The 25,798-nt window shown below is 36.9% G+C and carries 24 protein-coding genes; 8 read left to right on the top strand and 16 right to left on the bottom strand.

Annotation, left to right across the window (positions count from 1 at the left end; genetic code table 11):
* Positions 1 to 269 precede the first annotated feature (269 nt).
* Together ACIQAA_RS22830 and ACIQAA_RS22825 are read left to right on the top strand one after the other, a co-directional pair.
* Positions 270 to 725, top strand: a complete 456-nt coding sequence (locus tag ACIQAA_RS22830) for a YfmQ family protein (RefSeq protein WP_402624099.1) — start codon at positions 270 to 272, stop codon at positions 723 to 725.
* Between the two features lie 121 nt (positions 726 to 846).
* Entirely contained in the window at positions 847 to 1,038 is a 192-nt protein-coding gene (locus ACIQAA_RS22825) for a hypothetical protein (protein WP_402624096.1), read from the top strand.
* A gap of 109 nt (positions 1,039 to 1,147) precedes the next feature.
* On the opposite strand, the gene ACIQAA_RS22820 is transcribed toward ACIQAA_RS22825, so the two are convergent.
* The 6 genes from ACIQAA_RS22820 to deoC form a co-directional block, all read right to left on the bottom strand.
* Positions 1,148 to 1,957 (bottom strand): uroporphyrinogen-III synthase, encoded by an 810-nt coding sequence (locus tag ACIQAA_RS22820; RefSeq protein ID WP_402624093.1) that lies wholly within the window; start codon positions 1,955 to 1,957, stop codon positions 1,148 to 1,150.
* 240 nt (positions 1,958 to 2,197) lie between these two features.
* Positions 2,198 to 3,148: a carbon-nitrogen hydrolase family protein gene (locus ACIQAA_RS22815; RefSeq protein WP_402624090.1), complete on the bottom strand. Its 951-nt coding sequence runs from the start codon at positions 3,146 to 3,148 to the stop codon at positions 2,198 to 2,200.
* A 123-nt stretch (positions 3,149 to 3,271) separates the two neighbouring features.
* Positions 3,272 to 4,084 carry a phosphatase PAP2 family protein gene (locus tag ACIQAA_RS22810; RefSeq protein ID WP_402624087.1) on the bottom strand — a complete coding sequence of 271 codons (813 nt, stop codon included), beginning with the start codon at positions 4,082 to 4,084 and terminating at the stop codon, positions 3,272 to 3,274.
* Positions 4,085 to 4,166: 82 nt separating this feature from the next.
* Complete coding sequence (locus tag ACIQAA_RS22805) at positions 4,167 to 5,492, bottom strand: aminotransferase class I/II-fold pyridoxal phosphate-dependent enzyme (protein ID WP_402624085.1); 1,326 nt, start codon at positions 5,490 to 5,492, stop codon at positions 4,167 to 4,169.
* Positions 5,489 to 6,625: a histidinol-phosphate transaminase gene (gene hisC, locus ACIQAA_RS22800; RefSeq protein ID WP_402624083.1), complete on the bottom strand. Its 1,137-nt coding sequence runs from the start codon at positions 6,623 to 6,625 to the stop codon at positions 5,489 to 5,491. The genes ACIQAA_RS22805 and hisC overlap by 4 nt, the downstream gene beginning before the upstream one ends.
* 404 nt (positions 6,626 to 7,029) lie before the next feature.
* Positions 7,030 to 7,671: a deoxyribose-phosphate aldolase gene (gene deoC, locus ACIQAA_RS22795; protein ID WP_402624080.1), complete on the bottom strand. Its 642-nt coding sequence runs from the start codon at positions 7,669 to 7,671 to the stop codon at positions 7,030 to 7,032.
* Between the two features lie 978 nt (positions 7,672 to 8,649).
* Here deoC and qoxA point away from each other — a divergent pair.
* The 4 genes from qoxA to qoxD are packed head-to-tail and all read left to right on the top strand — an operon-like array spanning position 8,650 to position 12,470.
* The gene (qoxA, locus tag ACIQAA_RS22790) at positions 8,650 to 9,582 is read left to right on the top strand and encodes a cytochrome aa3 quinol oxidase subunit II (RefSeq protein ID WP_402624077.1); all 933 of its coding nucleotides are present in this window, start codon (positions 8,650 to 8,652) and stop codon (positions 9,580 to 9,582) included.
* 59 nt (positions 9,583 to 9,641) lie between these two features.
* Positions 9,642 to 11,585: a cytochrome aa3 quinol oxidase subunit I gene (gene qoxB / locus ACIQAA_RS22785; RefSeq protein WP_402624074.1), complete on the top strand. Its 1,944-nt coding sequence runs from the start codon at positions 9,642 to 9,644 to the stop codon at positions 11,583 to 11,585.
* Positions 11,586 to 11,587: 2 nt separating this feature from the next.
* Complete coding sequence (qoxC, locus tag ACIQAA_RS22780; protein ID WP_402624072.1) at positions 11,588 to 12,184, top strand: cytochrome aa3 quinol oxidase subunit III; 597 nt, start codon at positions 11,588 to 11,590, stop codon at positions 12,182 to 12,184.
* Between the two features lies 1 nt (position 12,185).
* Complete coding sequence (qoxD, locus tag ACIQAA_RS22775) at positions 12,186 to 12,470, top strand: cytochrome aa3 quinol oxidase subunit IV (RefSeq protein ID WP_402624069.1); 285 nt, start codon at positions 12,186 to 12,188, stop codon at positions 12,468 to 12,470.
* Between the two features lie 227 nt (positions 12,471 to 12,697).
* Here the strand turns inward: qoxD and ACIQAA_RS22770 are convergent, their stop codons facing one another.
* A complete protein-coding gene (locus ACIQAA_RS22770; protein WP_402624067.1) occupies positions 12,698 to 13,009 on the bottom strand; it encodes an iron-sulfur cluster biosynthesis family protein in 312 nt (103 codons plus the stop codon).
* A gap of 386 nt (positions 13,010 to 13,395) precedes the next feature.
* Here ACIQAA_RS22770 and ACIQAA_RS22765 point away from each other — a divergent pair, with 386 nt between their 5' ends.
* Positions 13,396 to 14,166, top strand: coding sequence for a cysteine hydrolase family protein (locus ACIQAA_RS22765; protein WP_402624064.1), 771 nt, complete (start codon positions 13,396 to 13,398; stop codon positions 14,164 to 14,166).
* A gap of 97 nt (positions 14,167 to 14,263) precedes the next feature.
* On the opposite strand, the gene nagZ is transcribed toward ACIQAA_RS22765, so the two are convergent.
* From nagZ to ACIQAA_RS22745, 4 genes are all read right to left on the bottom strand, one after another.
* Positions 14,264 to 15,940, bottom strand: a complete 1,677-nt coding sequence (nagZ, locus tag ACIQAA_RS22760) for a beta-N-acetylhexosaminidase (RefSeq protein WP_402624062.1) — start codon at positions 15,938 to 15,940, stop codon at positions 14,264 to 14,266.
* Positions 15,941 to 16,083: 143 nt separating this feature from the next.
* Complete coding sequence (locus ACIQAA_RS22755; RefSeq protein ID WP_402624059.1) at positions 16,084 to 17,031, bottom strand: ring-cleaving dioxygenase; 948 nt, start codon at positions 17,029 to 17,031, stop codon at positions 16,084 to 16,086.
* Positions 17,032 to 17,070: 39 nt separating this feature from the next.
* The gene (locus ACIQAA_RS22750) at positions 17,071 to 17,679 is read right to left on the bottom strand and encodes a flavin reductase family protein (protein ID WP_402624056.1); all 609 of its coding nucleotides are present in this window, start codon (positions 17,677 to 17,679) and stop codon (positions 17,071 to 17,073) included.
* A 23-nt stretch (positions 17,680 to 17,702) separates the two neighbouring features.
* Entirely contained in the window at positions 17,703 to 18,641 is a 939-nt protein-coding gene (locus tag ACIQAA_RS22745; protein ID WP_402624054.1) for a ring-cleaving dioxygenase, read from the bottom strand.
* A gap of 478 nt (positions 18,642 to 19,119) precedes the next feature.
* Here ACIQAA_RS22745 and ACIQAA_RS22740 point away from each other — a divergent pair, with 478 nt between their 5' ends.
* Complete coding sequence (locus tag ACIQAA_RS22740; RefSeq protein WP_402624051.1) at positions 19,120 to 19,635, top strand: CBO0543 family protein; 516 nt, start codon at positions 19,120 to 19,122, stop codon at positions 19,633 to 19,635.
* A 159-nt stretch (positions 19,636 to 19,794) separates the two neighbouring features.
* Here ACIQAA_RS22740 and ACIQAA_RS22735 read toward each other — a convergent pair whose 3' ends face one another.
* The 5 genes from ACIQAA_RS22735 to ACIQAA_RS22715 form a co-directional block, all read right to left on the bottom strand.
* On the bottom strand, positions 19,795 to 20,253 hold the full coding sequence (locus ACIQAA_RS22735) for a carboxymuconolactone decarboxylase family protein (RefSeq protein ID WP_402624048.1): 459 nt from the start codon (positions 20,251 to 20,253) through the stop codon (positions 19,795 to 19,797).
* 551 nt (positions 20,254 to 20,804) lie between these two features.
* Positions 20,805 to 21,284, bottom strand: a complete 480-nt coding sequence (locus tag ACIQAA_RS22730) for a carboxymuconolactone decarboxylase family protein (protein ID WP_402624046.1) — start codon at positions 21,282 to 21,284, stop codon at positions 20,805 to 20,807.
* A 252-nt stretch (positions 21,285 to 21,536) separates the two neighbouring features.
* Positions 21,537 to 22,628 (bottom strand): GerAB/ArcD/ProY family transporter, encoded by a 1,092-nt coding sequence (locus tag ACIQAA_RS22725; RefSeq protein WP_402624043.1) that lies wholly within the window; start codon positions 22,626 to 22,628, stop codon positions 21,537 to 21,539.
* A 54-nt stretch (positions 22,629 to 22,682) separates the two neighbouring features.
* On the bottom strand, positions 22,683 to 23,834 hold the full coding sequence (locus tag ACIQAA_RS22720) for a Ger(x)C family spore germination protein (protein ID WP_402624040.1): 1,152 nt from the start codon (positions 23,832 to 23,834) through the stop codon (positions 22,683 to 22,685).
* Positions 23,831 to 25,345: a spore germination protein gene (locus tag ACIQAA_RS22715; RefSeq protein WP_402624038.1), complete on the bottom strand. Its 1,515-nt coding sequence runs from the start codon at positions 25,343 to 25,345 to the stop codon at positions 23,831 to 23,833. Before ACIQAA_RS22715 ends, ACIQAA_RS22720 begins: the two co-directional genes overlap by 4 nt.
* Positions 25,346 to 25,798 lie beyond the last annotated feature (453 nt).

Raw genomic sequence — 25,798 nt, 5'->3', positions numbered from 1 at the left:
CGTATCGTATACTAGCTATTTTATTCCTCCGTGTATTGACAGAAACACCCGTTTAACTTGGAAGTAGGAAGTTTGTGTGGTTATTGTCGGAAGGGAAAGGGAGATGTATCTACAAACTAAGTGGTTGACTAAAACTCACAAGAATTGGATGGTTCGTTACATGAGAAATTACCTTATGATAGTTGTGGTAATCTAAATGTAAAAGATTAAAACGAGGACCTACAGCTAAATTCGTACCCAGAGATTATGACTAAAGGAGTGGATCAGATATGACATGGACTATTGCACTTACGGTATTGCTTGGAATTGTGATTAAAATGATAACGAGTCCTCCAAGTGCGGTTGTGGAATGGATTTTTAGTAAATTTGCACTGCATCCAAAACTTAATTCAAAAGAGGTTACTGTAACTTATATTGGAAAGCACTTAGAAGAGGAAGAAAAAATTCGATTGATTGACTATTTCAATGAAGCGACTTTTTTAAAACAATATGATATCTTTCCAGGCAAAGAAAAATTATTTCTACATCCAGAGACAAATGTTACTCCATTTGTTATTAACGTAAAAAGAGGGAAAAAAGATAGTAAGATCTTTGTTTATTGTTTTGCTGATTACGTTTATGTAGTCAAGCAGTCAAATAAGAAAGTAGTAGCTTATGATCTTAGGTCTGATCATCTACAAAAACTCACCTTATCTGCCAAGGTAACGACGAAAGATGTAATATAAGACAAGCTTGATATACAATAATTAACCTTTGCTTCTTCCAGAAACTCGTAATGATTTGTTTGTATAAATATATCTTTATATATTTTTATATTTTTATATTTTTCACTTAAGGGTGATAAACATGAAGTTAGTCCTCATGCTAGTACTAGTTGCTGCTATGGTCGTTTTATTTTTTTGTGGGTATTTTGCAGGAATGTTAAAAGAACGGTACGGTAAAAATCTATTAATCTTTATACCCATTTGTATATCCATGTTTATGTTTCACCTTATACTGGCGATAACTGAATTAGCAAAATCTGCAAGATGGCAATAATAAAGAATAATTTTAAAAAAACGCAAGAGCTTATGCCCTTGCGTTTTTTTGGCTTTTATTTTGGTTGTAAACTAAAAATCCAAGCTGTCATTCTAAAGAACCTCAATTCCTAATGATTACGATAGTATCGGGATAGCTCCATAATCATTGCTCCCATTCTTTCCTGTTTAGGGACAAGCATTTTCTCAACTCCCTCTTCTCTTAAAGCCTCCGCTGTAACTTTTCCGACTGCAACCGCAAGTATATGCCTATAAAAAGAAGTTAAAAGTCTTTCTACACAATCCTTATCCCTTGCAAAATTAAAAAGGGAACGGACTTGAATGGCAGTAGTAAAACAAATTGCGTCTAACTTTTCCTCCAACAGCTCTTCACATAGTGTTGCAACAGTTTCTGTTGCTGGGGGAATGTGCTGGTATGGGAGAATCAATGTTACATCTGCACCTTTTTCTTCAAGGAATTTAATTAAGGACGGCGCTTTTTCACCATGAAGCTGAACCATGACTCTTTTTCCGGTAAAGTCAAATTTCTCCATGGATCTTATTAAACTACTGGTTGTACCATCTTCATCTACTGCTTCCGGATTAATCCCAAGTTTTTTTATAGCCGAAAGTGTTTTATATCCTCTCGAAGCAATCTTGGCTTGTTGAATTATGTTTATAAACTGCTGTTTAATCCCTAGTTTCTCAGCTATATCCAACATCGTTTCCATACCTATTCCGGTTGTGAAAATAGCCCAATCTGTACCCTCCTTTACGATTTTATTCAGATTCGGTCCGACCTCTTCTTCCGCCAAGAATACAGTCCCTTGCAGCGACCGGACAATTGGAATCCCGCCCTGTTTTTCAATAAGTACACTTATCTCATCTGTTTTCCGGGATGCACCGATAGCAACCCGTTTTCCCGTTAATCCTTTTGACATTCCGCTACCCTCTTTCTATTTATAGGATAATTAATTAAACATTGTTAGCTAGCTTAATAAATTGATTTAATACTCTAACTGCCAATTTAGTGTATCTCTTACTCCTTCCTGGCAGCTGGTTAGTAAAATAAAGAGAAAAAATACTAATTTCTACATTAGTTTAACACCTGAATTCAATATGTAAAAAAGCCGAATTCCTTTATATAGAAAACGGCCTAATATCAGATAAAAATTTTGTCATTACATCCAAATTGTACTTTCCTGCCTTTCTTTGTTTACTAACAATTTAAAAACATCCGGTCTTGAATAATGACCAACAGAATCAAAGTCAAATTGGCTATAGGCTATCTGTTTCAAATCCAGATCTGCAATGAGGATATCTTCTTTACCCCATACAGGCTCCGCAACATAATCACCAAGTGGTCCAACGATGGCACTTCCACCGTTACTCATCACATCTGGAGATGAAACAAGGTCATCATAACTAGCTAAATCCTTAGGGTACATATCTTTGGTTACATATTGATTAGAGGACAATACAAAGCATCTACCTTCCATTGCGATGTGACGAATGGTCGACTGCCAGGATTCCCTCGCATCTGCAGTAGGTGCAATATACAGTTGGACACCTTGTGCATACATTGCTGCCCTAGCTAGAGGCATATAGTTCTCCCAGCAAATCAGTGCTCCAATTTTCCCGTATGAAGTTTCAAATACTGGTAACGTACTGCCATCACCCTCCCCCCAAACGATTCGTTCAGCTGCAGTTGGTTTTAATTTGCGATGTTTTCCTAAAAGGGAGCCATCAGGTCCGATAAAAATAACAGAACAGTACAGAGTACCACCACTAAATTCACTATCTCGCTCGATTACGCCTATAACAACATAAACGCCAGCTTCACGTGCGGCTGCCCCGAGTTGTTCTGTTGCTTCACCAGGAACAGGAATCGAGTTTTCCCAATACCTGTACCAATCCTTTCTTCCATCTTCCGTTCGGCTTCCAATGATGGTTCCAAAGGATAACCCTCTAGGATAGGCAGGAATAAAAGCCTCCGGAAAAACAACAATTTTAGCACCCTTTTCTCCCGATTGTTTTATTAAGCTAACTGCTTTTTCAATCGACGCATCGCGATCCATAATAACGGAGGCAGCTTGAATAACAGCCACCCTGACATTCTGATTTGTATACACCTGGATCTCCTCCAATTATATTACAGGTAAAATTTTTATATAAGGATTCAACATTCTATTATCCTAGTAATTTTGGCATTCAATAATAAATATTTTTAACAGCTCTCTAATCTAAAAAAATGATTAGTGTCCAGAATTTCCTGAATGCTGTTCGTCGTAAAATAGTGGTGCCCGGTCATCCTTTAAACCCTCAATTATATCCTCAGCAATTTGTGTACCTAGTTTCCTGCCAGCTATATTATCACTTTCATAATGTACACCTGCGAGCTTCCTCGAAAGGTCGGATTCTTTTGACATTTCAATGAATATTTCTTTGTCATTAGGAAAGATATAGGAAAGAACCGTACTGGCCGCCGAACCTGTTGTCGCATGAGCGGAAGGATAGGCAGGATGTGCAGGAACTTCAAAATTATCAATTAATGTTATGCTAGGATCAAGATGTGTTGGTCTTGGTCGCAGATAACGATATTTCTCATGAAAGGCAGCAACTGAAGCTGTATAAATCGTACCACTAACAATTTGGTGAACCCTGGCAGCTTCCGGTGGTGATAGATTATATTTCTTTAACATTTCTTCTGTTATTGCCATCCACCTCGTATTTGGACCATTAATTTCACTTGCCCACCGTTGAATGATTTTAATTTCTTCTTCTGTTCGATTTTCTGCCAATTTTCGTAATTCTTCCAAATCGGCTTTCGTTATATCAGAGTTATTCGCTGGTGGTGGGTCTAATGTATACTTCCTTCCATCTGGTAAATCAACTGGTTTCCATTCACCTGCTGCAGGAGAAGCGGGATCGTCATGTTCCCAACCCAACCCCTGTACTTCTTTTGGTTGTTCTTCTTTTTGGGTATCCGCTTTTAAGTTCTCTTTATTACATCCAGCCATCAGCAAAATTAATCCGAAAATACTAATAACGAATAGTGATTTTTTCATTTCAATTTCCCCCCTATATACCAATTTTTACACAACTTTCTCATCTGCCTATTGAAGTCATAATCATAGTTGTACTAGATGATTAAAGTGTTTTTTGAACATCAATGCTTACTCCCTTTGATACTAAATCATTGATACCACAGTAAATGAGTTCAAAAAGTTCTTCTAAATCTTCTTCTTCGACACACGAAAAGGCGATTCGTAAGTCAGATGAATTTATGGCTATAGTTCCTACTCCATATTCATTTAATAAATGAACTCTCAATTCCTCTGCATCAACCCGATTAAGCTTTAAGCACATAAAATATCCAGAATTAAAAGGATAATAACCCCAAGCTTCCTTATATTTTTCTCGAGTAATAATCTCCTTTACCCTCGTCGCCCGCCGCTTCATTATATTATGTTTTTTACATTTTTCCTCTTCAAACTTGCTAGATTGCAAGGAACGTAAAATAACCGTCTGAGACAAATGGGAACTGCTAGAAATCGTTCCTCTAATAAGGCCGTTTGTTTTTTGTTCAAGAGCATCCAATATAATAGGACTATCAACCCCAAAGGTTAAAAAACCTACTCTAAGTCCCCAAACATAATTTTCTTTTGTTGCCCCATCCACCTTAATCGGTAAAATCCTTGGATGGATTCCTGCCAACCTGCCAAACAATGACTCTTTTACAGAGTCTTCAAAAAACAAGCCGAAATAGGCATCGTCAAGAATTACAGCTAGATTAATACCAGCTTCTGCCGCTTCCATTAAGACTGAGATAATTCCTTGGACTTCACTTTCCTTTGGCGTGTAGCCCGTCGGGTTGTTCGGGAAGTTAAGCAAGACGATTGCCTTACCTTCATCCTTTTGCTGTAGTAAGCATTTTCTGAATAAGGGAACATTAAATGCGTCACTGTCATCAAAAAGCCTAAAAGTCTTAAGATTACCGCCTCTACGTACATGAAATATGGTTTGATAGTTCCCCCAATATTTATCTGGTAGAATGATGGTATCATTTTCATCGACAAAAAGATCTGCAGCGAGACTTAATCCGTGGGTAAGAGCATTTGTTGTAATCGGGAGCCCCATCCAGCTTTCATGTAAGGATGGATTATCCCGCAATAATTTTCGTTTCCATTCATTCCGTAACGTTAATTTCCCAGAGGGCGGTGCATATGGATAGACATCATCCGGGGAATACTCGGATAATGTTTCCTGTATATGTTCAAAATGCATTGGAACCTCTTTTTCAGTAGCAATTCCAATTGTTGCATTAAAACGGGTAGCTTTTTTGGCTGCTTCAGCACTTTGACTTAAGATTCCTTTTGGGTAATATAACTCCTTACCCAAATTAGATAATAAGTTAAATACATGTGGATTATTTTTCTTAATCATCTCGTTTAAATTCAATGCAAGTTCGTTCATTTTATCTCACCTTTAAAGTGAACTAGCTGGCGTTTCATGATTGAACCTATTTCTTCTATTAATATAGTATTCTCATCCGCTGTTCCAACAGATATTCGGAGATGCTGGGGCATTCCCCATGTATCGCCATAACGGACAATTACTCCTTGAGATAGAAGATGTTGATAGATTTGATTTGCATTAGACCCAAATTTAACCAGAATGAAATTACTCATGCTCACTATAAATTCTAATCCTAATTCTCGAAAGGCTTTATATAATTGTTCACGTCCTGCGGTATTAACCTGTTTTGATTTTTCCACATGTTCCTCGTCCATGATTGCTGCAGCTGCAGCGACCTGTGCCAAACTATTGACATTAAAAGGCTCTTTTACACGAACGATGCTTTGAATAATATTTTCTGGTGCTACACCAAATCCTACCCTTAAACCAGCAAGTCCAAAAATTTTAGAAAAAGTTTGTAAAACAATAATTGGATAACCAGAACGAACATATTCCAGGCCATTTGTGTAATCTTCATTGGTTGCAAAATGACTATATGCACTATCAAAAACTACTAAAATATGATTAGGCAGAGATTGAAGCAGTTCTTCTAACTTTGATTTAGGTAAATAAGTGCCAGTGGGATTATTGGGAGAACAGATATATACCAATTTGGTATGATCTGTTACCGCCGATAAAATCAAATCAATATTAAATTGGTACTCATTGTCCAGAGGAACAGGTACAACTTTTGCCCCCATCAAATGGGCACCGAAATCATATTCACTAAAAGATGGGGAAGGGACGATAATTTCATCTTCTGCTTCAAGATAGGTTTCTGAAATTAAGGTAATTAATTCATCTGCTCCATTTGTAATAATCAATTGCTCATTGGTCAGTGATAGGCTGGAAGCAATAGCCGCCTTCAACTCAACTGCATGTGCATCAGGATAACGATTTAGCGTGGTAAGACTATTAGAAATTACCTCAAGGGCATTAGGTGACGCTCCGATGGGATTCTCATTTGAGGCTAATTTTATCACTCTCGCCAATCGTAATTCCTTTTGTACTTCCCACAAGGGTTTTCCTGGTAAATAAGGTTTAACAAGATCTAATGCTTTTCGATGCTTAATATGATTGATTTTATTCACAGCCCTTTCCTCCAAGCGATCATTAGTTATTAACATGTAAGCTATTAAAGATGAATAGATAATGGTTAATCCATTCACAAAACACTTTTTACATTATTTTACTATTCAAGTTCTAACATTCTGAAAATCTACTTCTCATAATAAAGGATTTATAAATTTTATTACCCGCCAATTTAACAATTTTTTAACCATCCAGTTTTACTTCAAAATAAAAAAGAACTACGATAAAATCGTGTTTATTATAAGAAAAAAAATAAGTAGCAATCTATTTTCAGTTCGCACCATAGTATGGTCATTTCCTGACTAAATCCTGACAAAAACCCGGTTCCACTAGTGGAACCGGGTTTTGATTATGATTTATGAAATTTGATAGCTAATTTTATGCAGAAGATTTTATCATTCCATTATCCTAGTATTTTTATAGCAGAGCTGGTCCCAATTCTTGTTGCTCCGGCATCTATCATTGCTTGAATATCTTCTATATTGCGGACCCCCCCTGATGCCTTAACCCCAATATTTGGTCCAACTGCTTTTCTCATGATCGCTACATCTTCAACTGTCGCTCCGTATTTAGAAAATCCCGTTGAAGTCTTCACATAATCTGCACCTGCTTGTACAGAAATTTGGCATGCACGTACTTTTTCTTCATCTGTCAATAGGCATGACTCAATGATAACTTTTACTAAAGCCTTTCCTTTTGCAGCCTCCACAACAGAACGTATATCTTTTTCAACGAGTTCATCGTTCTTATCTTTTAATGCCCCTATATTAATAACTGTATCTACTTCTGTAGCCCCATTTTCAATGGCATTAATAGTTTCAAACGCCTTTGTTTCAGGCGTGTTCGCACCTAATGGAAATCCTATAACCGTACAGACATTTACATCGGAATCGCGCAAAAGTTCTGCTGATAAGCTTACCCATGCAGGATTTACAACTGCTGATGCAAAGCCATATTGTTTTGCTTCTTGGCATAAATTAATGATATCTTTTTCTTTAGTGTCAGCTGAAAGTAATGTATGGTCAATTAAGTTAGAATAGTCCAAATAAGTTCGCCACCTTAGAAGTTATATTTTTGAGCAATAATAAAATTTTATAAGTCAAATGCTCTCTATTCTTATAATAAAGATGAGTGTTCAATTTTCCTAAATTCTGTTCGTGGTAAAACAGAGGTGCACGGTCATCCTTTATACCCTCAATTATTTCCTCCGCTATCTAGATGCTGGATTGTCATGTTCTCAACCCAAACCCTGCACTTCTTGAGGATTTTTCTTAACCTCCTTTGAGTTTTTTTTATTATATCCAGCCATAACCAAGATTAATCCCAGAATACTGGCCACAAATATTCTTTTTTTCATATCCTTTTTCTCCTATATAATTTTATTAATTTAGAGATAATGCTTTGGGAGTGTTTCTCTAAGGACTATTAAATAATAACTACACTCTTAAATCACACGTAACTTGTGTTTTACTCCTGTGATTGTTCAGTTAATGCATGTAGAATAATTGTGAATCAATTCACACATTAATGAATCTTAATTCCCTATAAATTTTCTGAGTGGACCATTTCATACAATCCACTACTCCATAATATAGGATTTAGCAATTTTATAACCATCCAATCTTATTCTTTTTTTACCATCCATTATTACTCAATGTAAGAAAGAACCATGATGAAAAGCATGATTCCTACCTCAATAGGTAAATCCTCCAAATTTCTTAATTATATTCTATTTTGAATAAGTAATTAATCATCCAATTGAAAATAAATCCAACCATCCACTTTTCTTTTTCGAACTCTTCCTCCGATTATAAACCCTTAAATATCACGGGTTTTAGTCAAATAATAATACAAATTTATCATCGAAAATTTAGTTTTTCGTTTTTGAACACTTTGTGACATACTTCACATTTTCTTGATTTTTTAATATTCCGCCTCTAATATAATAACCAATTGTGAATCAAGCAACATAATTAAACTGAATATTTCCCTATGAATCTTTTAAATAGAAAGGGGTTTATCTATGAAAAAAAAATGGGCTATTTTGACAGCGATTTTTGCTATTGCCACAATGTTAACAGGGTGTGAATCTTTTTTAGTTTTGGATCCAAAAGGCCCACAGGCTCAAACACAAGCCAAGGATATCATTCTATCCATTTGGATTATGTCTTTCATCGTGATCATTGTTTTCGGAATATTGGCTTATATGTTAATCAAATATCGAGCTTCAAAACAAGAGCCAGATTATCGTCCGCCGAACATTGAGGGCAGCATTCTGGTCGAGGCCATTTGTGTCGGAATTCCGGTTATTATTGTTGTATTTCTGTCAATTGTTTCTGTTCAAAGCAACTATAAGGTAGAATCAGCACCGGCGATATACAAAGATAAAGAACCACTAATAATTTACGCTTCTACTTCAAATTGGAAGTGGCATTTTAGCTATCCAGAAGAAAATATTGAAACGGTTAACTACTTATATATACCAGTTGAACGTCCAATTGAGTTTAAATTGTATTCATACGGACCAATCACAAGTTTTTGGATTCCACAACTTGGAGGGCAAAAATACGCAATGGCGGACATGGTTAATACGTTGCACTTAGCTGCTGACGTTCCTGGTGAATTTATGGGGCGGAATGCAAATTTTAATGGTAAAGGGTTCGCTGAGAATACATTCAATGTCACAGCGATATCCCAAGAAGAATTTGATGAATGGGTAAATGAAGTGAAAGATACAGCAGAACCATTAACTGAGCCAAAATTTGATAAATTGTTGGAACATGGGCATGTTGGTCAGTCCACCTACACTGGAACACATTTGACTTTCCTGCCGCCACCGGAAGGTGAAAATGGCGGGCACCAACATGGGTCTTCTCAATCTGATGATTCTGACAACCACTCTTCTGAGGTACATTCTAGCTCTGAAGATAGTCATTCTGCCCATAACAGCCATTAAGCTGGTCGGAAAAATTGATTGTTATATATATTAAACAAACTCGAAAGGAGTCATAATAGATGGATATCTTTGAACGTTTTGCAGTCCCTCATCCAAGTCCTGCTATTTATGCATCAATGGTTGCAATCGGCCTAACCGTTATCGCGATTATTGCCGGCTTAACTTATTTTAAAAAGTGGGGTTATCTCTGGCGTGAATGGTTAACCACTGTAGACCATAAACGTATTGGAATCATGTATTTAATATCTGCGCTCCTCATGCTTTTCCGTGGTGGAGCAGACGCGATTATGATGCGTGCCCAACTGGCTATACCCGAAAGCAAGATGTTGGATGCCCAGCATTATAACGAAATTTTCACCACTCATGGGACGGTTATGATTATATTTATGGCAATGCCTTTTATCATGGCGTTTATGAACTATATCGTTCCATTGCAAATTGGAGCCCGTGATGTTGCCTTTCCACGATTAAATGCACTAAGCTTTTGGCTTTTCTTTATGGGGGCTATGTTACTCAATATCTCTTTTGTTATAGGTGGATCTCCAGATGCAGGATGGACTTCTTATTTCCCTCTTGCCAATAACGAATTTAGTGAATCTGTAGGAACGAATTATTATATGTTTGCTCTCCAGATTTCAGGTATGGGTACTTTAATGACTGGCATTAACATGATTACTACCATACTTAAAATGAGAGCACCAGGTATGACTTTAATGAAAATGCCAATGTTTACTTGGTCTTCCCTAGTAGCTAATATTATCATTGTTTTTGCTTTTCCAGTATTAACAGTGGCACTTATTATGGGAACAATGGACCGACTTTTTGCAACTAATTTTTTCACGTCAACAAATGGCGGTATGGATATGCTTTGGGCTAATTTCTTCTGGGTTTGGGGACACCCTGAAGTATATATCTTAGTGTTACCAGCCTTTGGAATTTATAGTGAAATTATCTCTACCTTTTCTGGCAGAAACCTATACGGATATAAATCTATGGTTGGCTCCATGGTGATCATCTCTCTCCTTTCATTCCTGGTATGGACACACCATTTCTTTACAATGGGACAAGGAGCGCTAACTAACAGTATCTTCTCGATTACCACAATGGCAATTGCAGTGCCGACCGGAGTTAAGATTTTTAATTGGCTATTTACGCTTTGGGAAGGAAAAATTATCATTACTACGCCAATGCTTTATTCCTTGCTCTTCATTCCAATTTTTACAATCGGGGGAGTTACTGGGGTAATGCTTGGTATGTCGGCTGCGGACTACCAATATCATAATACTATGTTTCTAGTAGCTCATTTCCACATGGTTATTATTCCAGGTGTGGTATTCGCAATGCTTGCTGGTTTCCATTACTATTGGCCAAAGATGTTTGGTTTCATTCTTAATGAAAAAATCGGAAAATGGACTGCTTGGATTATCTCTATGAGCACTTTATTAGCATTCATGCCAATGTTTTTCTCTGGTTTGGACGGCCAAGCCCGCCGAATGTACACATATTCTGAATCTACTGGGTTTGGTATTTGGAATATGCTTTCGTTTATTGGAGCGATTGGTTTAGCAATTGGATTTATTTTGATTGTCTACAACGTTTACTACAGTACACGTTATGCATCTAGGGATATTAGTTCGGACCCATGGGATGCACGTTCACTTGAATGGGCCACTCCTAGTCCCGTCCCGGAATATAATTTTGCAATAGTGCCAAATGTTAAGTCAGTTGATGCGCTTTGGGAAGCTAAGTATAATAATCATATTTTATTCCCTGGCAAATATGAAAATATTCATATGCCAAATAATAGCGGTATTCCGTTTATCCTGGGATGCATTTTCTTTGCATGGGGTTTTTCATTCGTATTTGGTATGTGGATTCCCGCAATTATTACAACCATTGGAATCTTTGTCTGTATGGGGCACCGTTCATTAGAAAAGGATCACGGACATTACATCTCGGTTAAAGAAATTGAAGAAACTGAAACGAAATTGCGAGGTGCTTAATCATGAAAATCAATCACACGCTGCCACTCGAGTATCGTACACATCAAAATCAAATAAATATTTTAGGTTTTTGGATTTTTCTTGGGGCCGAAATTATGCTTTTTGCTACGCTTTTTGCAGGATATTTTACCTTGGTTAATCGCACTGGTAACGGCCCGACTGGTACAGAAATTTTCGAAATTACTCCTGTGTTACTTGAAACAATGATACTCTTAACAAGCAGCTTTACGATTGGGCTAGGAATTCACGCAATGCGATTAGGTAACCAAAAAGCTATGCAGGTCTTTTTCGCAATTACTCTTCTTCTCGGTCTTGGATTCTTGAGTCTTGAAGTCTATGAGTTTATACACTATGTTCATATTGGTGCTGGACTACAAACTAGTGCATTTACAGCTGCCCTATTAACTACATTAGGAACACATGGAGCGCATGTTACATTTGGTATTTTCTGGGGATTCTTTATCATTTTCCAACTTAAAACTCGCGGGTTAACACCAGAAACAGCTAACAAGTCATTCATTTTCTCTCTATATTGGCACTTTCTGGACGTCGTTTGGATTTTTATCTTTAGCTTCATCTACTTGAAAGGAATGATCTAATATGAAAGCTTTATTCCCTCTTGAACAAGTGATGGGCTTTATATTTTCTATAGTTCTAACGTTAATGGCACTTTGCGTTTACTTATTTCACTTGCCATTCTCCGTTGCAATGACTATTCTACTTATTACAGCGTTTGTACAGGCGGGTCTTCAGTTAATAGTATTTATGCACGCAAGGGAAACAGAGGATAAAGAGGCCATTTATACAAATATTTATTACGCACTAATCATCGCCCTTGTAACTATCTTTGGTACATTACTTTGCATGATTTGGGGCTATTTATAATACTTATAATGGAAACTTCCTAGATAACACTTGAAAAAATATGAAAAAAGCACTTGAAATGTTCAACTTCAGGTGCTTTTTGTCTATATCCTACTGAAAAAATGTTCAAAATTAGAAATGTATGACTTTGCAAATCTTATGTAAGACATTCTTTATAATAGTTAGTAATCTCAGAGCTTACACCTACATATAAACTCATTGAATGATTTAATGTCTGAATTAAAAGCTTATACGAATTTTATTCCAATTCTATTATTGAAAGTTTGATTTTTGTTTTTAAATACAAAAAATCCTCCTACATAGTCAATTACCAACTGATGGTCATATACTTCCTCAAAGCTTTCATCAAATAAAAAATCAATATTATTTACCTTAATAGTTTTTTCTCCAGGAGAAACAGTTCTTCTTGGAATCACAAGGATTTCATAAATAGTATTGACTATATCACAACTACCTTTATCAAATGATAATTGAACCATTTTATCATTACTTACCTGCTTAAGTGCATCTTTGGCGCTATTTGTAATAGTTAACTCCATTAATATACCTCCTAGAATTTTATAAAAAATTTAATTTAAATTTGATTCTAATAATTCGTAATTCGCACTCCTAAACCTCCTAATGTGATTATAAGAAAAAACAAATTTTTACGGACCATCCAATTTTATAATATTTCTCCAATCCAGATAGAAGGGTGGATGGATGAAATCCTATGTAAAAGAACTTAACCAACTATCACAACTTTTATTACAAAAGAAAACGAAAATAACTTTCAACTTAGTATGCAAACTAAATCTGTACACTTTGCATTAGCTATATTGAGGAGATCTCTTAAAAAGAAAAGAATCTTTATCAACATGAATTTTACCAGATTAAAAATCACAGAATAAATCTACAGATATTTATTTATTAAAGGAGAATTTCGATGAGAAAATTTCTACAATGGTTCTTCCTGCTTTCTTTTATTGTCAATCTCAATCTTTATGGTTTTAATCAAAACGTAATTGCAGCACAAACTAAACCCCTTCCAGCACCTGGAATGAAGGTAGATCCAAAGAATACTGCTTTGGTGCTTACAGATCCACAAAATGACTTTTTAAGTCCAAATGGTGTAGCATGGAATTTAGTAAAAGAAAGTGTTGCTAAAAATCATACGATTGAGAACATTGAATCATTATTAAAAACAGCAAAGGCAAATAATTTCAAAGTGTTTGTTTCCCCTCATTACTATTATCCATATGACCAAAAATGGAAGTTTGGGGGAGTTTTGGAACATGCAATGCACGAACTTAATATGTATCAACGTAAAGGGCCTTTATCGCTTGAAGGCTTTAAAGGTTCTGGTGCGGACTTTCTTGATAGATATAAGCCATATATTGAAGATGGGAAAACCATAATCACAAGTCCGCACAAAATTTATGGACCCGAGGCCAATGACTTGGGTTTGCAACTGCGAAAACAAGGAATTACCCACATCATACTTGCAGGTATGTCTGGGAACCTGTGCGTTGAATCCCATATGCGTGAACTAATTGAACAAGGATTTGAAGTGTCAGTGGTTCACGACGCAACAGGGTCCGCAATAGTAAATAATTTAGATGGAGACATGGCCGCAAAAATAAATTTTCGTATGATTGCTAGTGCCTCATGGTCTACAAATGAGACTATAGATAAAATGAAATCAAGTCATAGATAAAAGCCTCGAGTTTGGAGGCTTTTTTTAATAGATAAAAATTAGAGGAAATTGCAAATTAACTAGCTGCAGAAGAAATGGTCTTTTATTTACCTTGCAATTATTCTTTATATATAGAGTAATGATCAAGATACAAGTTTTGAGTCCCTAAAGGAAACACAAACTTTAAGGTATTGGTTCCAACTGTATAACTGATAATTTCTTCCTTGTTACTTGTTTTAACATCTGCTTTGGGGGAACCAAAATAATTCTTTATATCGTCAATGGTTAAGACCTTTAAATTAGGATCGTAGGATCGAATCTCAAACAACTGCTGCCCTTCGTTATAAGCCACAACTACATTTTTTTTACTATATGTGCAATAGGTACCTTTAGCAGCATCAACATACTCTCTTTTATCTTCCTTTCCCCAGCTTTCTCTTACTTCATCAATCGTAGTGCTTTTTAGATGAAAATCAGAGTTTATAATGGAACCTTCTTTTGCTTTAGTCGCTATATTTAATAGTAATTTATACTTTGGATTATCTGCCGTAGGCACGGGAGCATTTGATATCGTTTTTGTTATTTGATTATTTAAATTACTTACATTTACAGGTGAAATTTTATTATTATTTAAATGATATTTATGTTTCAAAGTTAAAATCCTGTATACACTCTTATTTATAGTTTCTTCTGAAATAGTATGATTTGTCACTGCTGAATAAATACTGTTGTAGACTGTAGCCACATTATCCATACCATGACCAACTAAAATAATGTCGCTCCCCGCGTTTATTGCCCTTACGGCTGCGTCTTTCAATTTGTAATGCTTTGCAATCGCGCCCATTGTTATATCATCTGAAATGACAACCCCCCCAAATCCATATTGATTACGCAATAGATCTGTAATAATGGTTTTGGACATAGATGCCGGAAAATTAGGATCAATTTTTTGAACTAATATATGAGCAACCATCACCATATCGGCGTGATTTTTGAAAGCGTTGTCAAAAGGAACTAATTCAACCTTTTTTAGTCTTGTAAGATCATTCTGAACTAATGGAAGTTCTAAATGAGAATCAACGGAAGTGTCACCGTGACCAGGGAAATGTTTTACAACCGGAATGATATTCCCTGAACTAATACCCTTCATCATGCTAACTCCCAGTTTTGAAACAACACTGGAATCAGATCCAAATGAACGGTCCCCAATAACTGCATTATTAGGATTACTTTGGATGTCTAGAACGGGAGCGAAATCTGTGTTAAATCCAAAAGCCTTCAATTCATTGGCGATCACCCTGCCGATACTATATGCATATTTTTCATCATTTTTATTTCCAATGATTCTTGCACTTGGTGTGTTTATGATTGATGTTGGCATTCGGTTTACCCTCCCGCCTTCCTGGTCGACGGATATAAATAATGGTATCTTATTCTTGGTGTTTGTAGTTTTAATTTCATTTGTTAAGTTTACTAATTGAGCAGCATCCTTAACATTCGTTTGATATAGGATTAACCCGCCCAGCTTGTATTCATTAATAAGCGTTTGCGTATTTGTGTTAACAGTTATACCATCAAATCCTGCGATTATCATTTGCCCGATTTTCTCAGTTAAAGCCATCTTTTTTAGTTGTTCTTGAATGGGATCTTTCTTAGGTGGTTTAGTGTTCTTTGGGGTATCTTCAGTTTGGTTGTTATTCATCTCTTTTTGTTTATCCGTATTATTATTTGAACAACCATTAATTAGTAATAATGTAATCAAAATGAAGATCATTTTCATAATCAACTTTTTCAATGTGTTGCCCCTTCCAGTTCCTAATGCTTCGGCATTCATCAGAATAAAACTTTCCCCATTAAACCTAATTTGGCCTATATGAAATTCCTACCCCTATACTACACAAGGTTAATCTTGATCTTGTCCTTTATTGAATATATGTTTCATTCTTTATCTCCCTCCAGAACACGCACCACCACAGGAGGTAAGGTTTCTTCTAATTCTTCTCGTTGTGACTCTAACCAAGATGGCAGCATGAGTTTTTTTCCTAGTTCATCGACAGGTTCATCCACTGAAAACCCTGGTGGGTCTGTCGCTATTTCGAAGAGGATACCCCCTTCTTCATGAAAATACACGGCTTTAAAGTAGTTACGATCACGAACTTCAGTTGGATAATAGCCCTGATCTTGGAGAAGTGAACGCCATTTGAGAAGAGCTTCTTCATCCTTAGCTCTCCATGCTATATGGTGAACCGTTCCTGCTCCCATCAGCCCTCGAACGGAAGGATTTAAGTGAATATCAATAGTGTTTCCAATATTTGATTCAGATTTAAATCTTAGGAATTCATTTTCTTGACCAATGCAATCTAACCCTAATATATTTTCTAGAACGTCAGTGGTTTTATGTGGTTGTGCAGAATACAAAACAGCTCCGCCAAATCCTTTAATCGCGTTTTCTGCATGAACTCCACCGAAGTTCCAAGTATTTGTTATTCCTTCATCGCGCTCTGTCAGTTCAAGTTGGAGTCCGTCAGGATCGTTAAATATTAAGTATTTTTCACCAAAGCGTATGGTTGAAGTAAACTCAACCCCAAATTTCCGAAATCGATTCTCCCAAAATGGAGCTGAACCCTTCGGAATAATATAGCTGGTCACACCAACTTGGCCTAGCCCAATTCGCCCTTTTAACTGTTTTGCCCAAGGAAAAAAAGTAATGACAGTACCTGGCTGCCCCGTTTCATTCCCAAAATAAAGATGGTACACCTCTGGTCGGTCAAAATTTATGGTTTTTTTTACAAGTCTTAGCCCAAGGACACCGGCATAAAAATCTATATTTCTTTGAGCACCGTTAACCATGGCTGTGATATGATGGATACCTGCTGTTTTTTGCACTTCTTCCTCTCCATTTCAACAATAAGATTTAATAACGAATTATTGAGGTCTGTCGATTTCAAAAATCTCACCGATTTTCGCGTAATAATTACCTGCTAACCGACTTACAGCAGCTAAACCTTTAGGATTAATTCTTCTATTCTCATAAATGTCTTCTGCGATATGAAATTGTACCACTTTTCCTATAATAAAATCACATCCTCCAGTCTCCGTGCCTCCCAATTCAATGGAATGCTCTAATGAACATTCCATTCGAATCTTCGCTTCCTTAACACCTGGAACTGAAATTTTCACACTTACTGTTGGAGTTAATCTAGCTAACTCTATCTCACTTTCTTCAGGTGAAAGGTTTGCAGCAGTTTTATTTATCTTTTCAACATTTTGTTCATCGACAATATGAACCACAAATTCTTTGGACTCGATGATGTTTCTCGCTGTATCCTTTTGTCTCCCCGATCGACGTTGGATAGATAATGAAATCATCGGGGGATTAGATGAAACAATATTAAAATAGCTAAATGGAGCCCCATTTAAAACGCCGTCTTTTGAATTCGTTGTGACAAAAGCAATCGGTCTAGGTATGATACTACCTATTAGAAATTTATAATTTTCTCTCTCAGACAATGATGCTGGATCAATTGAAAGCAACGAAATCTTCCCTTCTCGTGAAATCAGTCTAGTTCTCTTACTTCAAACGGTAATAACGCACGTTCAATTTGTTCTCTATGAGGTTCATACTGTGATGGCAACATCAATTTTTCACCCATTGTCTCATATGATTCATCATGTGCGAACCCTGGTGGATCAGTTGCAATTTCAAACAGTATCTCTCCATGTTCTCTGAAGTAAATGGCATTAAAGTAGTTCCTATCTTGAACAGGAGTAACTCCATATCCTTTGGATGCCACGTATTTTTGCCAATCCAATTGATCTTCGTCGTCTATTGCCCGCCATGCAATGTGGTGAACAGTGCCAACACCCATTTGCCCTCGTCCAATAGGAGCTAATTTAAGGTCGATAATATTTCCGATTTCTGCACTGGAACGATAACGAGCGAAATCTCCTTCTTTACCAACTAATTCAAGCCCCATTACTTTTTTTAACAGCTCAGCCGTTTTGTCTGGCTGGGCCGATAATAGAGTAGCTCCGCCAAAACCTTTGATAGCCACTTCAGGTGTTACCTCACCGAAGGTCCAAGTATTGATTGCCCCATCTTCTCTTTCAACAATTTCTAAGTGAAGACCGTGAGAATCATCAAATTCCAAATACTGCTCTCCAAATCGTTCCATGATTGTAAATGGCACATTGAACTTTTCTAGTCTTTTTTTCCAAAATTCCATAGCACCTTTTGGCACAACATAAGATGTTACTCCTACCTGACCATCACCAATGAGTCCCGGGCGAGCTCCTGCCCATGGAAAGAAAGTAATTATGGTTCCTGGTTTACCACCTTCATTACCAAAATATAGGTGATAAGTATTTGGATCATCAAAATTGACAGTTTGCTTGACTAAACGTAAACCTAAAACTCCTGCGTAAAAATCTACGTTCTCTTGCGGCTGTCCAACAATCGCCGTAATATGGTGAATACCCATTGTTTTTTTACTCATTTCTAACACTCCTTTTTAATGGAAAATGGCTAAAGATACTTTTCAACCTGAAGAGAAAATCCTCCATCTTGTTCCTTTATATTGTTTGTCTAGTCTTGCAATTTTTCCACTCCCATTCTTCTCTAAGAGGTTAACTCGAAGAGGGTCAACAAATAAAACGGGTTGAAGAGCAATTTTGTGACAAATTAACACCTTAAAATTTGAACCAACATTCCTACTACATTCTTAGTTAATATTCACTATTACGATTCCCATTATAGGGAGCAACAACTTATAGGTTTAAAACAATTAACCTACTAAATAATTTCAATCAAGAGAAATTTAAGCTGCAATCTGGAAACCCTCCATATGAGGATAAAAACAATTGGGTATGGTGGGCTAACAGTTTCGTTCATATGAGCTTAATAAGAAGTATGTATAATTTTTATTAGTAAAAAGGAAATAATAATTAACAAAATACATTTATTTAGAGGATTCTATGCATACAATGTTTGCTGTTTTTTTTATCATAATTGGTTTATTCTTTGGTGTTTGGAGACGCTTAAATGAATTTTACTCAACTTTATTATTTTGGATTATAGGTGACCTGCTTTACGCTTCGATACTTCACGATTTTAGGGTATGGGAATTTCATCCTGCTTGGATTGACCACTTTATTCTTCCTACCCATACGATAATTGCTACTTCAATAGCATTTTTAGTTTATCCATCTGTCATTGTTGTTTTCTTAGGAAGATTCCCTGAATCAAGTTTTAATAAAATATGTTGGATTGTTTTATGGGCTTTGATTTTCCAAGGTATTGAAGTAATAGCTTATCTAAATAAAAGTATAATTTATCATCACGGATGGACACTTGCCTGGTCTTTTATTTTCAACTTAGTTACCTTTTCAGTATTAGCCGTTCATAAATGGAAACCATGGGTAGCATGGCTTTCATCTATTTTAAATATAATTTTGTTATGGATAATATTTCATCCTCCACTTCCTAGGTAAATAGAAGACTGTTCAAGAAAGTCGAATATAAGAATGCTGATTAAATAATTAATGTTAATGGTGCCATTAATAACTAATAGGAGAACTAAAGAAGGCTCGTTATCTAAGCCTTCTTCCACTAACCATTCCCTATAGTTGAATAACAAAAACTAATATTCTTTAATTCAAATGCCGCTTCTGACGTCCCGTTTCAGTCTTGAAGCCGATGTTTATGCGGTCCCATCCATTGACTGAAACGACCAAGAAACTAAGGTCCGAGATTTCTTTTTCAGATAACTGAGCACAAACACTGTCATAAACGTCGTCAGGCACGCCTTGATTAGATAGATTGGTCAGGATTTCGGTCCATGTCAGAGCGGCCCTTTCCCGAGGAGTAAACAGAGTCGATTCCCGCCAAGTTGAGATGTGAGAGATGCGAAGCTCGCTCTCGCCATGGATCTTGGCCTGCTTGACGTGCATATCTACGCAAAATCCGCACCCATTCATTTGTGAAGCCCTGATTGATACCAGATCGATTGTTTTCTCTTCAATTGAGCTTTCACTTAAGGCGTTGGTGAAAGCCAAGAACTTTTTGAATAGTTCTGGTGATTGTTGAGCGAAATTTACACGTTGTGTCATAACTGTACCTCTCTTTACTGAAGTATATTGACCAATTTTCTAAGAAGATAAAACGAAGTGAATTCTAAATTTGAAATGAAATCATTAGACAAACTATAAGCTTCCAATTCTTGAAGCCAGTCAACTCGGATAACCCGAAGCTAAGGATGAACAAGCACACCGTCATCGTACGCCCTGATTACTATGCGGATCTCAGCTTGCGGATTATTAAGCACTGGTTGTTACATAGCGGGGAATGGTCGGATTGAAATTCTGCACATTGACAACCTTAGTTTATACAGCTTAGTTTCCGGTTATGCCGGAAAGGGGGAAACCTTTCTTTGGGACTAATAGGTCCGAGTTTCCAACCTTAAGGAAGCGGCTATACTCCCAAAATCCGGAGCAAATATTAGAAAACAGAAAAACCGATATTCCTAAAGATAGCGGTTTTCCTGTTTTATTGATTTATGAAAATCTCTTAGTTTAACCCCTCATCAGAAAATCGAGTTGACACCTAGAGAAGTCGGTGATGCCACTACCTCATGGTCCATATCACAATGATCCTATAACTCTTAGCTTAGGCCAGCTTTGGTTAATCCATACGCTTTGTCAGCTGATCCTGGTACCGTTTGGAAAGCAACATTAATACGGTTCCAAGCATTAATTGTCATAACTGAGAAGGTAAGATCTGATAGCTCTTTTTCTGAAAACTGACCACGAACACGGTCATAAATGTCATCGGGTACACCATGCTCAGGCATCTTTGTCAAAATCTCTGTCCATGCTAGTGCCGCACGCTCACGTGGACTAAAAAGTGTTGATTCACGCCAAATTGGGATGTGGTAGAGACGAAGCTCTCTCTCACCATGGATTTTAGCTTCTTTAACGTGCATATCTAAGCAAAAGCCACATCCATTCATTTGTGAAGCTCTGATGTGAACTAAATGACGGGTTGATTCTTCAATTGAACTTTCCTTCTCTTGCATGCTAAGTTCCATCAACTTTTTAAAAAATTCTGGTGATTCTTTCATATAATTAATACGTTCAGTCATAATTCGTATACCTCTCTTTTCCTTATTAATTGTAATCAATGTATAAACATGTAATTGTAAATACACAACTAGAAGATCAAACAGTAAAGATTATTCCCGAATGAAAAGTACCTTATCCGCTGTCATCTTCACCTTCATTTGCCTTCAAATATATAACGAATAAGTGTCCCATTCTGTGACAAGCAGTCAATGAGAATTAGATAGTTATTTTTACATACAAAACCAAAAAGAAGCTCAATGAAATAAGCTTCTTCAAACCTTCCTTTCGTATGCTTTCCTTTTGACCGTTGAAACCGTCCATAAGAAAAGAGGGATACCAATACCACAAACAGGGAATACCACAGCTGTCCAAAATTCGTCGAATAAAGTAAATGCTGATACACCAGGAATCAAAATAGTGATAATAGCGATCACCGGCGCACCGAACCATATAATTTTTCGCCAATCTTTCACATTAATCCAATTTGCCATTTCATAGCTTGCAATAAAAAAATAAAGGGAAGCTTGGGCAATTACTCCAAAGACCAAAACAACCATCAAAATGATATCTGCATTTTGAATAAAATTTAAAATATCAATCGTTCTAACAGCTGAAAAATAAGGAAATCTTAATTTAGCTGAAAAATTCGGCCCGAAGACCAACAGGACAATAAGGGTGGCAATTAAGATCATGAAAATGGTAATTCCTACGCCTAAGATAGATTTTGAAAGCACTTTTTTGGTGTTTTGTACAAAAGAAACGATAACCAATAAGACGAACGGACCTGAGAACCAATAAGCAGGAGCAATCGATCCCTTTAATATGTTCATCCATTCGGAATCAGCATAGAAAGGTAATAGATAATGTAATTCTAAGTTTTGTACAATTAAAATGAAACTAACAATCATCGTTAAAATAATTATGGGCCCTACCAGTTCACAAAATCGCCCAATTCCCGTTATGCCTGAGGAATAGGACAAATAAGTCACTAAACCTATTAAAAGCAGTATGATTATCCACAGTGGAGTTTTGTTAAGAAGGATAAGATGGATAAAATCTGCAAAGGCACGCAGTAACATAGCAGTTAGAATATACCAGGAAACCAAATACGGAAGGACAATTAATCTTCCTAACCATTTACCTAACAGTGCTTGGCTAAATTGAAACAATGTTTGGTTGGGGTGGAGAATACATAGATGAACAACCAAAAAGGTTAAAGCTACACCTATAATGCCCCCAACTATCATAGAAAGCCATGCATCCTGTTTCGCTACTTGGATTGCTGGTGTAATTCTTACTCCGAGCATTACCGCGATTTCAGTCGTCACCATGATCCAAACCAGTTGCGTTCCTGAAAGCTTCATAGATTTTTTGCCCACTCCTTTTAGAAAATCAACAACTAGCAGCCTGATGGAAATTTATGGCCTATTCAAAGACGAATTGGTTATACCCGGATCATTGATTTGAAGGTCTACTTTGACCGAAACATCAACAGTAGGAAATATCTTGGTCCAATTTTTCTTTAACGTTTTCCACTTTTGAGGATATTGTTGATGTACACTTTCACCAAACCCGAAGATGTCCATTTTGTATTTCTTTTGAACTTTTTTGACAAGTAGTTGTACAGATTTCTGTGTCTTATGACTAAGTTCATCTTGTATGAGCAAAAGATCCTTTCGTTTAGATGGGTCTAGGTTTGTATTGTTTTCGATAATGGTTCCTTCTCCTATGAGATGGACGTCAATTTGAATTCGCTCATCGACTTTTTTCACCCGAATCCGCCGGCCCAATTTTTCTAACCTTAAACTAAGGTTTCCATCCCCTTTGGGAATAAATGAAGTGAGTGTGAGACTTGTTAGTCTGTCAGTCATCCAACTTGCATAATATGTATCTTTTCTATTCAAGAATCCCACCAATTTAACACCATTGTCTTTGTTTAGAATGGCAGACCCAGAATAGCTAAAGTGTTTTGTGGAAGTTAAACTAACTGTCGGTAATAGAGGCTGTATTCCATCACTCATTACATCCGCAACAAACTCACGAGATAGATACGGTTTGAAACCTAATGCTTTTTGCTCCTTCTCAAGTGCTATTGAAATGTATGGCTCAAACATTGGCTCATTTGAAAAAACGTCTTTTGGGCTCCCATTTTTTACCACAAATATTAATGACGCTATATGTGATTGGGCATTTCGAAGGAACGGATCGAATGTTTCACCCATTCCCTGTTCTGCCAATCTTTGTCCGACAAGGACGATTTCTCGTTGCCCTTGGAAAACAACTCGCGATAGTTTTGCCTGAATGTTCACAATCGCCTCTGAAACGTTAGTACCAGTAGCACTTATCACTTGAAAGCTTTCTTTCTTTTCTCCCCCACTGATTTGTCCGCCACCCGCAATCCCCGTTGGTACAACTACAAGTGTACTCGCTTCCAATTTCCCGTCTTCTGTCAAATCTAGCCCATTTCCAGAGACAAATGAGAGTTGATCCGGTTCCTTAAGGTTCCAGCAGCCGGTTGTGATGCAAAGAAGTAAGAGAAATAGTAAACAAAGTTTAGCAGCACGCATCATGGTTGATACCTCTCATTTTTTGCAAGCCTTCGTGGCCATCGTATTAACACATCCTTAAGCCCACGCTTGTTAAGCGGAGCCACCGGGGAAAGGTAAGGAGTTCCAAATGAATGAAGATGGAGCAGGTGAATGAAAATCGTACAAATCCCAACCGCTGTTCCAAAAAGGCCAAAAATTCCAGAAAGGATGAGTAAAGGGAATCTTAACATACGCAAGGGGAAACCGAAGCTATATCGAGGAATAATAAACGATGCAATTCCGGCTCCCGATACGACAATGACAATAGGTGCGGAAATGATTCCGGCACTGACAGCTGCTTCCCCTATGACCAATGCCCCAACTATGCTTACAAGCGGACCTATTTGTTTTGGCAAACGAATTCCGGCTTCCTGTAAGCCTTCAAACATGAACTCCATTAATAAGAGTTCAATCACTGTCGGAAACGGTGCTCTTTCCCGCAGTGCAGCAATATTCAACATTAGATTGGGCGGAACCATTTCAGGATGAAAGTTGGTTAATGCAATATACAAGGATGGAAAAAGAACCGATAAGATGGTAAAGATATAGCGAACCCATCGAATCATCGTTACAAACAAGAATCGTTGATGGTAATCGTCTGGTGCCTGAACTCCAGCCCAAAACGTCATAGGAGCGATAAGTGCCACTGGGGTTCCGTTGGTTAATATTGCCACTCTACCCTCAAGCAATCCAGCAGCGACAACGTCTGGACGCTCACTGTTCATGATTTGGGGAAAGGGAGAAAAATGGTTTTCTTCAATGGATTCCTCGATAATTCCTGATTCAAGTACCCCATCCATTTGAATTTTTTTAATTCGATTAAGGACTTTATCGAGGACTGATATTGAAGCAACTCCCTCAATATAGACAACAGCTACATCGGTTCTCGTTAATTTTCCGATTTTTAATTCTTCAACTTTCAGGTTAGGGGATGCAATAATCCGGCGGATCAACGTCGTATTCGTTCGCAGATTCTCGGTAAAACTTTCTCTTGATCCGCGAAGTGCTGGCTCTAAGGCAGACTCTTGTATACTTCGGGCCTCAATTTTTTTAACATCAGCTAGTAAAGCAATACTTTCCCCGTCGATAAATAAAGCAAGATTCCCTTTTAAAATAGATTCAGATATATCATTTACGCTCGAAACCTTTTTCGTTTGTAACACAGTGAATCTATCCTGCTCTAACATCTCAGAAACACTATCAACCGCCCCTAGACCTTGCGGCAGGCCAGCGTACATCAACGGTTCTAAAATGTTAGAAATAACAATATCTGTATTTACCATCCCGTCAACATAAATCAAGAAAAGCTTCGTTTTGCCTTGAATTTTAATTTCGCGAAACATAATATCCGAACTACGATTAAATATCTTTTTAAACGTTTCCACATTTTCTAGAATATTTTTTCCAATATTTTTATCCATATTTTCGGCAGAAAGATTTAAATTGGTTTTACCTTCGTTATTTTGTTGTGTGTTTCCAAACAACCCCATCATTTGTCCTACCTTCACGACTATGTTAATTTAGTTATCCCCTATTTATACAAAATATACTTTCTTCTAATCTGATCCTTTAGTCGTCTCGCTTTTTTTCGTTTCCTAAGGTATCATCCACTAAAAGCCCACCTTAACTCACACAGATTTGGGTTTAAAGCAGTTAATGTAGGAATATAACAAGTTACCGTTTGAAGTGTGGATCGATCATCATTTGAAAATAGAAAATTATTTACGATTATCTTCTGATGAGTAAATAAAACCGCTCAAATGAGCGGTCAGGCTGTCGAGAAAATCTCGACAGCTATTATTTTTCACAATAACTTTAATGATTCACCGCGTTAATATGTTATAATATTCTTATAAATAACAGGACGGTGTATAGAATGTACAAGCCAAATAGAGAAATTCAAAACGAAGCTGAATTTGTTTTTATTGATGATTTAGTACCGCAAG

The organism is Neobacillus sp. NPDC093182, from assembly GCF_044754045.1.
This window is presented reverse-complemented; position numbering and strand designations above follow the sequence as displayed.

What these genes read in the sequence shown, in the direction of transcription:
- ACIQAA_RS22745 (WP_402624054.1), bottom strand. Translation starts at nt 18,641, where the DNA reads ATGAGTAAAAAAACAATGGGTATTCACCATATTACGGCGATTGTTGGA.
- ACIQAA_RS22740 (WP_402624051.1), top strand. Translation starts at nt 19,120, where the DNA reads ATGCATACAATGTTTGCTGTTTTTTTTATCATAATTGGTTTATTCTTT.
- qoxC (WP_402624072.1), top strand. Translation starts at nt 11,588, where the DNA reads ATGAAAATCAATCACACGCTGCCACTCGAGTATCGTACACATCAAAAT.
- ACIQAA_RS22715 (WP_402624038.1), bottom strand. Translation starts at nt 25,345, where the DNA reads ATGATGGGGTTGTTTGGAAACACACAACAAAATAACGAAGGTAAAACC.
- ACIQAA_RS22720 (WP_402624040.1), bottom strand. Translation starts at nt 23,834, where the DNA reads ATGATGCGTGCTGCTAAACTTTGTTTACTATTTCTCTTACTTCTTTGC.
- ACIQAA_RS22810 (WP_402624087.1), bottom strand. Translation starts at nt 4,084, where the DNA reads ATGAAAAAATCACTATTCGTTATTAGTATTTTCGGATTAATTTTGCTG.
- qoxA (WP_402624077.1), top strand. Translation starts at nt 8,650, where the DNA reads ATGAAAAAAAAATGGGCTATTTTGACAGCGATTTTTGCTATTGCCACA.
- ACIQAA_RS22830 (WP_402624099.1), top strand. Translation starts at nt 270, where the DNA reads ATGACATGGACTATTGCACTTACGGTATTGCTTGGAATTGTGATTAAA.
- ACIQAA_RS22825 (WP_402624096.1), top strand. Translation starts at nt 847, where the DNA reads ATGAAGTTAGTCCTCATGCTAGTACTAGTTGCTGCTATGGTCGTTTTA.
- ACIQAA_RS22805 (WP_402624085.1), bottom strand. Translation starts at nt 5,492, where the DNA reads ATGAACGAACTTGCATTGAATTTAAACGAGATGATTAAGAAAAATAAT.
- ACIQAA_RS22765 (WP_402624064.1), top strand. Translation starts at nt 13,396, where the DNA reads ATGAGAAAATTTCTACAATGGTTCTTCCTGCTTTCTTTTATTGTCAAT.
- ACIQAA_RS22725 (WP_402624043.1), bottom strand. Translation starts at nt 22,628, where the DNA reads ATGAAGCTTTCAGGAACGCAACTGGTTTGGATCATGGTGACGACTGAA.
- ACIQAA_RS22735 (WP_402624048.1), bottom strand. Translation starts at nt 20,253, where the DNA reads ATGACACAACGTGTAAATTTCGCTCAACAATCACCAGAACTATTCAAA.
- qoxD (WP_402624069.1), top strand. Translation starts at nt 12,186, where the DNA reads ATGAAAGCTTTATTCCCTCTTGAACAAGTGATGGGCTTTATATTTTCT.
- ACIQAA_RS22730 (WP_402624046.1), bottom strand. Translation starts at nt 21,284, where the DNA reads ATGACTGAACGTATTAATTATATGAAAGAATCACCAGAATTTTTTAAA.
- ACIQAA_RS22820 (WP_402624093.1), bottom strand. Translation starts at nt 1,957, where the DNA reads ATGTCAAAAGGATTAACGGGAAAACGGGTTGCTATCGGTGCATCCCGG.
- ACIQAA_RS22770 (WP_402624067.1), bottom strand. Translation starts at nt 13,009, where the DNA reads ATGGAGTTAACTATTACAAATAGCGCCAAAGATGCACTTAAGCAGGTA.
- qoxB (WP_402624074.1), top strand. Translation starts at nt 9,642, where the DNA reads ATGGATATCTTTGAACGTTTTGCAGTCCCTCATCCAAGTCCTGCTATT.